Source organism: Streptomyces sp. H39-C1 (genome assembly GCF_027158125.1).
GTDB lineage: Bacteria > Actinomycetota > Actinomycetes > Streptomycetales > Streptomycetaceae > Actinacidiphila > Actinacidiphila fildesensis.
Window position 1 is genome coordinate 149,635 of record NZ_JAPVLS010000011.1, and the last position, 12,313, is coordinate 161,947.

Sequence of the window (12,313 nt, forward strand, 5' to 3'; positions counted from 1 at the left end):
CCGTACGACAGCTCGTAGCGCAACCGAACGGCCCCGGCGGATCGCCGCCGGGGCCGTTTCGTTGCGCCCGGCGGACAGCGGAACGGGGCCCGCCGCGCCGGAAGCGGTGACCCGGCACCCGACGGCCCTCTGGTCAGGAGCACGGCATCTGCGCTATACACGCTCGCAGTTGCTCATTTCTTGCTTCCAACTGCGCGCAGATGCAGCCGGAGAGGTGTTCATGCACAGGAATGCTCAAGAACATCGCAGAATGTCTGCGATGCCGCTGATGGTGATGCTGGGCCTGCTCGTGGCCCTCCTCGTCCCGGTACCGGGTACGGCGCACGCCGCCGCGCCCGCCGATACCACCGTCGGGAATCTGACCGGATTCTCCGCCGCCGGGCCCGTCTACCACCTGACGGCCGGCCAGGCCGAGGTCCGGGTCACCTTCGTGTCCGGGCAGACGTTCCGTGTGGAGCTCGCGCCCGACGGGAAGTTCAGCGACCCCACCGGCACCGACATCGTGCTGCCGCAGGGCGCCGCGCCGGCCACCCGGTGGCGGGACGCGGGTGACCGGTACGAGCTGAGTACCTCCCAGGTCACCCTGCGCGCGTACAAGTCCCCGCTGCGCTTCGCCCTCTACCGCGCCGACGGCACCAAGGTCTGGGCCGAGTCCAAGGGCCTGACGTGGAACGGCACCAGGACCACCCAGACCCTGGAGCGCGGCGCCACCGAGCAGTTCTACGGCGCCGGGATGCAGAACGGCCGCGGTAACACCTCGCACCGCGGCCAGACCGTCGAGGTCGGCGTCGACGACAACTGGAACGACGGCGGGCACCCCAACTCCGTCCCGTTCTACCTGTCCACGGCCGGCTACGGCGCCTTCCGCAACACCTATGCGCCCGGCACGTACGCCTTCACCGATCCGGTGGCGACGACCGAGCAGGAGAACCGCTTCGACGCGTACTACTTCGCCGGCCCGTCGGCCAAGGACGTCATCGGCCAGTACACCCAGCTGACCGGCCGCCCCTTCCTGCCGCCCGTGTACGGGCTCGAGGTCGGCGACTCCGACTGCTATCTGCACAACGCCAACCGGGGCGAGCGGCACACCCTGGACTCCCTCAAGGTCGCCGACGACTACGTCAAGAACGACATGCCGAACGGCTGGATGCTCGTCAACGACGGCTACGGCTGCGGCTACGAGAACCTCCCGCAGACCTCCGCCGGTCTCCAGGACCGCAAGATGAAGACCGGCCTGTGGACCGAGGACGGCATCGGCAAACTCGCCGACCAGGTCAAGGCCGGCCAGCGGATCGCCAAGCTCGACGTGGCCTGGGTCGGCGGCGGCTACAAGTTCGCCCTCGACGGCTGCAAGGACGCCTACCAGGGCATCGAGGACAACAGCGACGCCCGCGGCTTCACCTGGGCTCCCGAGAGCTGGTCGGGCGCGCAGCGCTGCGGCGTGCAGTGGTCGGGCGACCAGTCCGGCAGCTGGGAGTACATCCGCTGGCAGATCCCGACGTACGCGGGCGCCACGATGTCCGGGCTCGCCTACACCTCGGGTGACATCGACGGCATCTTCGGCGGCAGCCCCAAGACCTACACCCGCGACCTGGAGTGGAAGTCCTTCCTGCCGGCCGTGATGACGATGGACGGCTGGGCCGCGAACGACAAGCAGCCCTACCGGTACGGGGAGCCGTACACCTCCATCAACCGCCAGTACCTCAAGCTCAAGGAGTCGCTGCTGCCGTACACGTACTCCTACGCGGCCGAGGCGAACCGCACCGGGGTCGGCCAGGTGCGGCCGCTCGCGCTGGAGTACCCGGACGACCCGAAGGCGGCGTCCGACGCGGCGAAGTACGAGTTCCTGTCCGGCGAGGACTTCCTCGTGGCGCCGGTCTACCAGGACACCGCGGTGCGCGACGGCATCTATCTGCCGAAGGGCACCTGGAGCGACTACTGGACCGGCCGCGTCTACCAGGGCCCGACCACGGTCAACGGCTACAGCGCGCCGCTGGGCACGCTGCCGCTGTTCGTCAAGGCCGGTGCCGCCGTGCCGATGTGGCCCGGCATCAGGTCCTACCAGGACCGCACCCCGGCCTCGCCGGTCGCCTGGGACGTCTACCCGCAGGGCACGTCGTCCTTCACGCTGTACGAGGACGACGGCGTCACCCGGCAGAGCCGGGCCGGGAAGTACGCGCGGCAGAAGGTCACCGTCAAGGCCCCGTCGTCCGGCGCGGGCGACGTGACCGTCGACGTCGGAGCCAGCAACGGAACCTTCCAGGGCAAGCAGACCGCCCGCCCGTACCAGTTCACCGTGCACACCGGTGACGCGCCTGCCGGTCTGCTGCTGGACGGGTCCGCGCTGCCGAAGTACACCTCCAAGGCCGCCTTCGACGCGGCCTCGCGCGGCTGGTGGTTCGACACGGCCGACCGGGGCGGCGTGGTGCAGGTCAAGACCCCGTCGCTGAGCACCGCGAAGGCGTTCTCCCTCCGGCTGCTGGGCGCGAGCGCGCTCGGCGGCAAGGCGCCGGGCAGCGCCGCCGTGGTGTCGTCGCCGCCGGCGCAGGAGGTCGGCGCGGGTGTGCCGGCCACCGTGCCGGTGGACGTGACGGCGGGCAGCAGGGACGCCACCGGAGTCCAGGTGACGCTGAAGGCGCCGGCCGGCTGGTCGGTGACCGCCCCTGCGCCGGTGGGCCGCATTCCCGCCGGGACGACCCGGAGGGTCCAGGTCACCGTCACCCCGCCGCAGAACGCGGCACCGGGGGAGGCGGTGCTGACGGCCTCCGCCGCCTACCGGACGGGCGGGCAGGCCCGGGTGACGGCGCAGCCGTTCGCGGTCTCCGCGATGCCGCCGCCACCGGTGGCCGACACCTGGGCGAGCGACATGGTGTGGCTGAGCGAGGGGAACGGCTACGGGCCGCCCGAACGCGATCGCAGCAACGGGGAGTCGGGCGCCGAGGACGGTCATCCGATCACCCTGGCGGGCACGGTCTACCCCAAGGGGATCGGCGCCCACGCCGACTCCGACATCGAGCTCTACACCGGCGGCCGCTGCACCCGCTTCACCGCGGACGCCGGGATCGACGACGAGATCAACGGCTATGGGGAGGTGGCCTTCTCGGTCGAGGCCGACGGCAAGGTGCTGTGGACCTCGCCCAAGGTGACGGGCGCCTCCGCGACCGTGCCGGTGGACGTCCCGCTCGGCGGGGCGCGCCACGTCCGTCTGAAGATCACCGACACCAACGGTTCCAAGAGCGGTGACCACGGGGACTGGGCCGCGGCGAAGTTCAGCTGCGCCTGACCCGTCGGGACCCCGTGACGGACGACCGCCGGCCGGATGCGCAGCGCGCACCCGGCCGGCGGCCGGTCGTCCCGCGTACCGGGCTACTCGTCGTCGGAGTCGTCCGGTTCGGGCTCCTCCTTGGCGGCGCCCCGGGCGGGGTGCGGTCCCGATGAGGTGTCCCTGAGGTAGGGATGGGCCTCGCCGGTGTCGGGGTCGCGGCGCCGCAGATAGCGCTCGAACTCCTTGGCGATGGCCTCGCCCGACGCCTCCGGCAGTTCGACGGTGTCGCGGGCCTCCTCCAACGTCTGTACGTACTCGGCGACTTCGCTGTCCTCGGCCGCGAGCTGGTCCACCCCGACCTGCCAGGCGCGCGCGTCCTCCGGCAGTTCGCCGAGCGGGATCCGCACATCGAGCAGATCCTCCAGGCGGTTGAGGAGGGCGAGCGTCGCCTTGGGGTTCGGCGGCTGCGACACGTAGTGCGGGACGGCGGCCCACAGGCTGACCGCCGGGATGCCGGCGTGCGTGCACGCCTCCTGCAGGATGCCGACGATGCCGGTCGGGCCCTCGTAGCGGGACTCCTCCAGGTTCAGGGCGACGGCCAGGTCCGCGTCGGAGGTCACTCCGGTGACGGGGACCGGGCGGGTGTGCGGGGTGTCGCCCAGCAGCGCGCCCAGCACGACGACCATCTCCACGCCGAGTTCATGGGCGAAGCCCAGGATCTCGTTGCAGAACGAGCGCCAGCGCATGCTCGGCTCGATGCCGCGGACCAGGACGAGGTCACGGGGCCGGGGGTTCTGGACGCGGACCACCGACAGCCGCGTGGTCGGCCAGGTGATCTTGCGTACCCCGGCGTCCAGCCAGACGGTCGGCCGGTTGACCTGGAAGTCGTAGTAGTCCTCGGCGTCCAGTGCCGCGAAGACTTCCCCCTTGAATTCCCGGTCCATGTGGCCGACCGCGGTGGAGGCTGCGTCGCCGGCGTCGTTCCAGCCCTCGAACGCGGCCACCATGACCGGGTCGATCAGCTCGGGTACTCCCTCGAGCTCGATCACCCAGCGCCTCCTTCCGGCCGGAGGGGGCGAGGCCGTCCCCTGCCGGCTGCTGTTCGTGTCAGTGCGGGACCAGCCTACGGCTTACGGAGGCCCTCTCCGCAGCCCTCGTACCAGGATGATCCCCACGGTCATCGCACGTACGCGTCCGGTCACGATCCGCTCCCGCGGCGGTCAGCGCCCGCCCCATCCGGACCGGTACGCGGCCCAGTCGCCGGGGGTCGCGGCGTAGTCCACGTAGAGCGCCATGCCGAAGGCCTCGCGGTCCTTTCCGTGCCTGGCCAGACCCAGTCGCGCGCCGCGCACGGCGGCCGTGACGGTCTCGGCGGAGGGATGGTGTCCGCTCGTGCTGGTGTGGTAGCCGGGCAGCCCCATGATCAGGTCGGTGCCGGCCGGGGTGACCTCCAGGGCGAGGGCGGTCTGCTGGGCGAGGTAACCCCCGAACAGGCTTTCCAGTGGCATCGCCGAGTCGTACGCCATCACCGCGACCTGGTCGACGCGGCGGGCGACCTCGGCGAAGTACTTCTGCGACCACCACTTGGGATGGTCGAACATCGACAGCGCGATGGTGTGCAGTCCCGGCAGCGGATCGATCTGGTGGGTGGCCACCGACAGCGCGGCGCCGTGCGCCGAAGTCGTGGCGCGCAACCGGTCCAGGATGTCCAGGAAGTCCTTGTCACCGGAGTAGTTGGGCTCCAGATCGAGGTGGACGCCGTCGAATCCGGCGGCCAGCACCTGCTGACCGCTGGCCTGGATGCGGGCGCGGGTGGCCTCGTCGGGCAGGTGCAGCCCGTCGTCCCCGTTGTGGTGCGCGATGACGTTGCCGAGCCAGGCCTGCACCCGGACGCCCGGCAGGATCCGGTGGACCTCGCCGATCAGCCAGGCCGCGCCCGGGTAGAGCGTCGGATCGAGACTGCCGTTCTGCTCCAGCGGTCCGGTGTGCACATAGAGGTCCCGGATCCCGGTGCCCTGGGCCTGGACGCGCAGGGCTTCGAGGTCGGCCGCGGTGTGCCGGCCGTCGACCCAGGCGTGCCCGAGCCAGACCGCGTCATGCCCCCGGGTGCGGCCCGCCGCGCCGGGATCCCCGGCGTATTCGAGCCGCAGCGCGATGGCCACGGCCACCACGGGGACCAGGAGCACCACAGCGGTCACCAGCGCCCCACGACGCAGCCATTTCAGGAGTCTCTCGCGAGACATCCGATCTGTCTTCCACAAAGTTGGCTCTACCCCCTGGACTTCGCGAGGTTTTCGGCGCTATACATCGGTTGTTCGAAAAAAGATCCGATGTCTCACGACGGGGGTGTACATGAGTCCGACCATTACCGAGGTCGACGTCTACGACATACGCTTCCCGACCTCGGAGCAGCTCGACGGCTCGGACGCCATGAACCCCGACCCCGACTACTCCGCCGCCTACGTAGTTCTGCGCACCGATGACCCCGACGGCCTGGAGGGGCACGGCTTCTGCTTCACGATCGGCCGCGGCAACGATGTCACCGCCGCCGCGATCCGCTCCCTGCGACCCTATGTACTGGGACGCGGCGTGGACAGTATTACCGGTGATCTTGGCGGACTCCACCGGGAACTGACCCATGACTCGCAGCTGCGCTGGCTGGGCCCGGAGAAGGGCGTCATGCACATGGCGGCCGGCGCCGTCATCAACGCGGCCTGGGACCTGGCGGCCAAGCGGGCCGGCCAGCCGGTCTGGGAGTTCCTCGCCTCGATGAGCCCGGAACAGATCGTGGACATGGTCGACTTCCGCTATCTGACCGACGCGCTCACCCGCGAGGAGGCGCTGGACATCCTGCGCGCCGCGGAACCCGGCCGGGCCGCACGGGCCGCGCTGCTGCGCGACCGCGGCTACCCCGCGTACACCACCTCACCGGGATGGCTCGGCTACTCCGACGAGAAGCTCGCCCGGCTGTCCAAGGAAGCCGTCGCCGACGGCTTCCACCAGATCAAGCTCAAGGTCGGCGCCGATCTCGGCGACGACCTGCGCCGGATGCGGATCGCCCGCGAGGCCGTCGGCCCGGACATCCGGATCGCCGTCGACGCCAACCAGCGCTGGGACGTCTCCGCCGCGCTGGAGTGGATGAAGGCCCTGGCCGCCTACGACCCGTACTGGATCGAGGAACCCACCAGCCCGGACGACATCCTCGCGCACGCCGCGGTACGCGCCGGGCAGCCCGTCAAGGTCGCCACCGGTGAACACGCCGCCAACCGCGTCATGTTCAAGCAGCTGCTGCAGGCCGGCGCCGTGGACTTCGTCCAGATCGACGCGGCCCGCGTCGCCGGGGTCAACGAGAACATCGCGATCCTGCTGCTGGCCGCCAAGTTCGGGGTGCCGGTCTGCCCGCACGCGGGCGGTGTCGGCCTGTGCGAGCTCGTGCAGCACCTGGCGATGTTCGACTACGTCGCCGTCTCCGGGAGCTGGGACGACCGGGTCATCGAATACGTGGACCACCTCCACGAGCACTTCGAGGACCCCGTCGTCATCGACCACGGCCGCTACCGCGCCCCCGCCCGTCCCGGCTTCTCCGCCCGGATGAAACCCCGATCCATCGCCGACCACCGCTACCCGGAAGGCCCGGTCTGGCAGGCCCGGCAGGAGGACCGCACTGTTTCGCAGGCCCGCCAGGAAGGATCCGCATGAACAACATCCAAGACCGTGAGTTGCGGGGGCTCACCGCCCTCGTGACCGGCGGCGCCTCCGGCATCGGCGCCGCCACCGCCGCCCTGCTCACCGCGCGCGGCGCGCGCGTCGCCGTCCTGGACCGCGATCCCGCGGGAGCGCCGCCCGGCACCCTGGCCGTCACGGCGGACGTCGCCGACGGCCCCGCGGTACGGGCCGCGGTCGCCGAGGCCGTCGGACTCCTCGGCGGCCTGCACATCCTCGTCAACAACGCGGGGATCGGCGCGATCGGCACCGTCGAGGAGAACGACGACGACGAATGGCTCCGCGTCCTGGACATCAACGTCCTCGGCATGGTGCGCACCGCGCGGGCCGCGCTGCCGCACCTGCGGGCCGCCGCCGCGGACCGCCCCGGCTGTGTGTCCATCACCAACACCTGCTCCATCGCGGCGACCGCGGGACTTCCGCAGCGCGCCCTGTACAGCGCCAGCAAGGGCGCGGTGCTCTCGCTGACGCTCGCGATGGCCGCCGACCACGTCCGCGAGGGCGTACGCGTGAACTGCGTGAATCCCGGTACCGCCGACACCCCCTGGATCGGCAGACTGCTCGACCGTGCCGATGATCCGGCCGCCGAGCGCGCCGCACTGAACGCCCGGCAACCGCTGGGCCGCCTCGTCGCCGCCGACGAGGTCGCCGCGGCCATCGCCTACCTGGCGAGCCCCGCCGCCGGGAGCGTCACCGGGACGGCACTGGCCGTCGACGGTGGCATGCAAGGACTGAGACTCCGCCCCACCCCCCAACGCCCTGGGGGGCAATAGGGAGCGGGCTCCCGGTGTCCTGCGACTCCGGCTCCGGCGTTGTCGTCGGTCGACGACGCTCCGCGTCGCCTCCCTCCTCCGCCTTGGATCCGAAGCCGCAGGACACCGCTCGCTGATCCACTCCCCATCGCCTCCCAGGGCGTAAGCATTCCGAGCCGCTACACACCAAGAAGGGCAGGACTCGACGATGAGACTGCGGCAGCGTTCCCTCACGAGCACCATGGTCACGGCGTGCGCGGCACTCCTCGCGGTCACCGCCGTCGCCGGCTGCAATCGCGGCAGCGACGACAAGGCGGGCACCTCGGGCAAGGTCGGTATCGACCTGCCGCGTGCCGACAGCGATTTCTGGAACTCGTACCAGCAGTACATCGAGAAGGGCGTGAAGGACGGGGTCGTCTCCGCACTGCCGCGCAGCAACTCGCAGAACGACATCACCAAGCTCGTCGCGAACACCCAGACCTTCACCGACCAGGGCGCCAAGGCGGTGGTGATGGCCCCGCAGGACACCGGCGCCATCGCCTCCACCCTGGAACGCCTGGCGGACAAGAAGATCCCGGTCATCAGCGTCGACACCCGCCCCGACAAGGGCGACGTCTACATGGTGGTGCGCGCCGACAACAAGGCGTACGGGCAGAAGGCGTGCGAATACCTCGGCCAGCAGCTCGCCGGCAAGGGCAAGGTCGTCGAGTTCCAGGGCGCGCTCGACTCCATCAACGGGCGGGACCGCTCGGAGGCGTTCGCGTCCTGCATGAAGGAGAAGTTCCCGAACATCAAGGTCATCGAGCTGGCCACCGACTGGAAGGGCGATGTCGCCTCCTCCAAGCTGCAGGCCACCCTCGCCTCGGACCCGGACATCAACGGCATCTACATGCAGGCCGGCGGCGTCTTCCTGCAGCCCACCCTCGCCCTGCTGGAGCAGAAGCACCTGCTCAAGCCGCCGGGCACGGCAGGCCACATCACCATCATCTCCAACGACGGGATCCCCGAGGAGCTGAAGGCGATCCGCGAGGGCAAGATCGACGCGACGGTCTCGCAGCCCGCCGACCTCTACGCCAAGTACGCGCTCTTCTACGCGAAGGCCGCGCTGGACGGCAAGACGTTCCAGCCCGGTCCGACCGACCACGGCTCCAACATCATCAAGATCCCGAACGGTCTGGAGGACCAGCTGCCCGCCCCGCTCGTCACCAAGAGCAACGTGGACGACGCCGCGCTGTGGGCCAACCAGCTCGGAAAGAGCTGACCATGTCCCAGGCACCAGCCAAGGAACTCCCCCGCCAGGAGCCGGCGGCCGGGGCACCGCCGCCGGCCGTGCACGCCGAGGGCGTCGTCAAGCGCTTCGGGCCGACCGTCGCGCTCGACCGGGTGCGGCTGACGGTGCAGGCCGGCGAGTCCCACGCGCTCGTCGGCCGCAACGGCGCCGGCAAGTCCACCCTCGTCTCCGTACTGACCGGGCTGCACGCCCCGGACGCGGGCTCCGTCGCCTTCCAGGGCGAGGCGGCGCCCGCGTTCGGGGACACCACCGCCTGGCAGTCGAAGGTCGCCTGCGTCTACCAGAAGTCCATGGTCGTCCCGGATCTGACCGTCGCGGAGAACCTCTTCCTGAACCGGTACGGCCTCGCGGCCGGCCGGTTCGGGGAGGGCCGGATCCGCTGGCCGAAGCTGCGCCAGCGGGCCCGTGACCTGCTCGCCGAGTACGGCGTCGAGGTCGATCCGGCGGCGCGCGCCAAGGATCTGACCGTCGAGCAGCGGCAGTTCGTGGAGATCGCGCGAGCGCTGTCCTTCGGCGCCCGCTTCATCATCCTCGACGAGCCGACCGCCCAGCTCGACGCGGCGGATATCGAGCGGCTCTTCGCCCGGCTGCGCGAACTGCAGCGGCAGGGCGTCGCCTTCCTGTTCATCTCCCACCACCTCCAGGAGGTGTACGACCTGTGCACCACCGTCACCGTCTACCGTGACGCCCGGCATGTGCTCACCGCGCCCGTCGCGGAGCTGGGCAAGGCCGACCTGGTGCAGGCGATGACCGGGGACTCGGCGCAGTCCGCCACCGCCTGGCAGGCGGGCGCCACGGTGCGGCGGGAGGACGAACCCGTGCTGCGCGCCGAGGGGCTGGCGCTCGACGGCGCCTACCGGGCCATCGACTTCACCGTGCGCCCCGGCGAGGTGCTCGGCCTGGCCGGGGCGACCGCCAGCGGCAACACGGCGCTGGGGGAGACCCTGGTGGGGCTCCGCAAGCCCACCGCCGGCCGGACCGTCGTCGCGGGCCGGACCGTACGGCCGGGGAGCGTGCCGCACGCGCTCGGCGCCGGGATCGGCTACGTGCCGGAGGACCGGCACCGGCAGGGGCTGGTGCTGGGCCGCAGCGTCGCGGAGAACGCGACGCTCACCGTCACGGACCAGCTCGGCCCGTACGGCACCGTGCTGCCCTCCCGCACCCGGGAGTTCGCGCAGTCGATGATCGACTCGCTGGACATCAAGACCTCGGGACCCGGCCAGTCGGTCTCCGACCTGTCCGGCGGCAACCAGCAGAAGGTCGTCATCGCGCGGGCACTGGCCCGCAAACCGCGGGTGCTGGTGGCGATCAGGCCGACCGCGGGCGTCGACGTCAAGTCCAAGGACTCCCTGCTCGGTGTGGTGCGGGAGGTGGCGGACAGCGGGAACGCCGCGGTCATCGTCTCCGACGAGCTGGACGACCTGCGGGTCTGCGACCGCGTACTGGCCCTGTTCCACGGGCGGGTGATCGCCGAGTTCGACAGCGGATGGACCGACAGGGACGTGGTCTCCGCGATGGAAGGACTGCCCGTGACCCCGGGCGGCCGTAAGGGAGACGACGAAGATGAGTGACACCACCCAGCTGACCGTGGAGCCGGTCGGCACCTCCAAGACGCGCCGGCCGGGAGGTCTGAGCTTCCAGCTGGCCCGCTACCGGGACCTGTCGCTGATCCCGGTGCTGCTGGTGCTGTGCGTGATCGGCTTCATCGTCTCGCCGGCCTTCCTGACCTCCGACAACCTGATCGGTGTCGCCCAGCAGTCCACCGAACTGAGCCTGCTGGTGCTGGCCGAGGCGCTCATCCTCATCAGCGGCCGGATGGACCTGTCGCTGGAATCCACCATCGGCGTGGCCCCGGTCATCGCCATGTGGCTGGTGCTGCCCTCGTCGGGCCCCGCGACCTTCCACGGTCTGGGCGTACTGCCGTCCTGGACCGCGATCCCGGTCTGCCTGGCGGTCGGCGTGGTGATCGGCGGCATCAACGGCTTCCTCATCCTCAAGCTGCGTGTCAACGGCTTCATCGCCACGCTCGGGATGCTCACCATGCTGCGCGGCCTCCAGATCGGGGTGGCCGAGGGCAAGTCGATCGTCAACGTGCCGGAGTCCTTCGCCTACCTCGGCAAGGCCTCCTGGTTCGGCGCGCCCGCCGCCATCTGGATCTGCCTGGTGCTCTTCGCGGTCGGCGGCCTGGCCCTCGGCTATCTGCGGCACGGCCGGGCGCTCTACGCGATCGGCGGGAACACCGAGGCGGCGCGCGCCGCCGGTATCCGCGTGGACCGCATCACCTGGATCGTGCTCGGGCTCGGCGGGCTGCTCGCCGCGTTCGCCGGAATCCTGTACACCGGCCACTACGGATCGGTCTCGGCCAGCCAGGGCAACGGCTGGATCTTCCAGGTGTTCGCCGCCACCGTCATCGGGGGCGTCAGCCTCAACGGCGGGCGGGGCACCCTCTTCGGGGCGCTGACCGGGGTGCTCACCCTGCAGCTGGTCGTCAATGTGATGACGCTGGGCGGTGTGCCCCCGCTGTGGAACCAGTTCCTCAACGGCGCGATCATCATCGTGGCGCTGATCATCTCCCGCTTCGCGAGCGGCGAGAAACAGGACTGACCGACCGACTGACCGACCGGCCGACGCGACGACAAGGACCGACACATGCCCGTACCGCCACTGCCCCGCCTGGGCCTCGGCTGCGCGCCGCTGGGCAATCTGTACCGGGCCATGCCGGACGCGACCGCGGCCGCCGTCACGGCGGCCGCCCTCGACCTCGGCTGCGGCTACCTCGACACCGCCCCGCACTACGGCCTCGGCCTGTCGGAGGAGCGCCTCGGCCGGGCGCTCGCCGGCCGGCCGCGCTCCTCGTACGTGCTGTCCACCAAGGTCGGCCGCCGGCTGCGGCCGCTGGCCCCGGGGGAGCGGACCGACGGCCAGGGCTTCGTCGACACCCCGGCCCGCGCCCGTGAGTGGGACTTCACCGCCGACGGGATCCGGGCCACGCTGGAGGGTTCCCTGGAGCGGCTCGGCACCGACGATGTCGACATCGTCTATCTGCACGATGTCGAGGACCACCTGCCGGAGGTCTACGCGACCGGCTTCCCCGCGCTCGCCGCGCTGCGCGACGAGGGCCTGGTGGGAGCCATCGGCTTCGGCATGAACGACAGCGGGGTGCTCGCGCGGCTCGTCGCCGACCTCGACGTCGACGTGGTGCTCTGCGCCGGCCGCTGGACCCTGCTGGAGCGCACCGCGTACGACGACCTGCTGCCGGTGTGCGCCGAGCGCTCCACCGCC

The 12,313-nt window shown here is 71.0% G+C and carries 9 protein-coding genes; 7 read left to right on the plus strand and 2 right to left on the minus strand.

What is annotated here, in order from left to right:
- Positions 1-250: 250 nt before the first annotated feature.
- On the plus strand, positions 251-3,283 hold the full coding sequence (locus O3W51_RS10320) for an NPCBM/NEW2 domain-containing protein (RefSeq protein ID WP_443048264.1): 3,033 nt from the start codon (positions 251-253) through the stop codon (positions 3,281-3,283).
- An 83-nt stretch (positions 3,284-3,366) separates the two neighbouring features.
- Here the strand turns inward: O3W51_RS10320 and O3W51_RS10325 are convergent, their stop codons facing one another.
- Positions 3,367-4,314, minus strand: a complete 948-nt coding sequence (locus O3W51_RS10325; RefSeq protein WP_138354782.1) for a PAC2 family protein — start codon at positions 4,312-4,314, stop codon at positions 3,367-3,369.
- Positions 4,315-4,485: 171 nt separating this feature from the next.
- The gene (locus O3W51_RS10330) at positions 4,486-5,508 is read right to left on the minus strand and encodes a hypothetical protein (RefSeq protein ID WP_138354783.1); all 1,023 of its coding nucleotides are present in this window, start codon (positions 5,506-5,508) and stop codon (positions 4,486-4,488) included.
- Positions 5,509-5,617: 109 nt separating this feature from the next.
- Between O3W51_RS10330 and O3W51_RS10335 the strand changes: the two genes are divergently transcribed.
- The 6 genes from O3W51_RS10335 to O3W51_RS10360 form a co-directional block, all read left to right on the plus strand.
- Positions 5,618-6,964: an L-fuconate dehydratase gene (locus O3W51_RS10335; protein ID WP_138354784.1), complete on the plus strand. Its 1,347-nt coding sequence runs from the start codon at positions 5,618-5,620 to the stop codon at positions 6,962-6,964.
- Positions 6,961-7,761: an SDR family NAD(P)-dependent oxidoreductase gene (locus tag O3W51_RS10340; RefSeq protein WP_138354785.1), complete on the plus strand. Its 801-nt coding sequence runs from the start codon at positions 6,961-6,963 to the stop codon at positions 7,759-7,761. Before O3W51_RS10335 ends, O3W51_RS10340 begins: the two co-directional genes overlap by 4 nt.
- A gap of 187 nt (positions 7,762-7,948) precedes the next feature.
- Entirely contained in the window at positions 7,949-9,001 is a 1,053-nt protein-coding gene (locus O3W51_RS10345) for a sugar ABC transporter substrate-binding protein (RefSeq protein ID WP_138354786.1), read from the plus strand.
- Positions 9,002-9,003: 2 nt separating this feature from the next.
- On the plus strand, positions 9,004-10,602 hold the full coding sequence (locus O3W51_RS10350) for a sugar ABC transporter ATP-binding protein (protein ID WP_269285286.1): 1,599 nt from the start codon (positions 9,004-9,006) through the stop codon (positions 10,600-10,602).
- Complete coding sequence (locus O3W51_RS10355) at positions 10,595-11,635, plus strand: ABC transporter permease (protein ID WP_138354788.1); 1,041 nt, start codon at positions 10,595-10,597, stop codon at positions 11,633-11,635. The genes O3W51_RS10350 and O3W51_RS10355 overlap by 8 nt, the downstream gene beginning before the upstream one ends.
- 45 nt (positions 11,636-11,680) lie before the next feature.
- A partial coding sequence (locus O3W51_RS10360; RefSeq protein WP_269285288.1) for an aldo/keto reductase occupies positions 11,681-12,313 on the plus strand: 633 nt, incomplete at its 3' end.

Coding starts and splice junctions, on each gene's coding strand:
- O3W51_RS10330 (WP_138354783.1), bottom strand. CDS start 5,508: ATGTCTCGCGAGAGACTCCTGAAATGGCTGCGTCGTGGGGCGCTGGTG.
- O3W51_RS10320 (WP_443048264.1), top strand. CDS start 251: ATGTCTGCGATGCCGCTGATGGTGATGCTGGGCCTGCTCGTGGCCCTC.
- O3W51_RS10335 (WP_138354784.1), top strand. CDS start 5,618: ATGAGTCCGACCATTACCGAGGTCGACGTCTACGACATACGCTTCCCG.
- O3W51_RS10355 (WP_138354788.1), top strand. CDS start 10,595: ATGAGTGACACCACCCAGCTGACCGTGGAGCCGGTCGGCACCTCCAAG.
- O3W51_RS10350 (WP_269285286.1), top strand. CDS start 9,004: ATGTCCCAGGCACCAGCCAAGGAACTCCCCCGCCAGGAGCCGGCGGCC.
- O3W51_RS10340 (WP_138354785.1), top strand. CDS start 6,961: ATGAACAACATCCAAGACCGTGAGTTGCGGGGGCTCACCGCCCTCGTG.
- O3W51_RS10345 (WP_138354786.1), top strand. CDS start 7,949: ATGAGACTGCGGCAGCGTTCCCTCACGAGCACCATGGTCACGGCGTGC.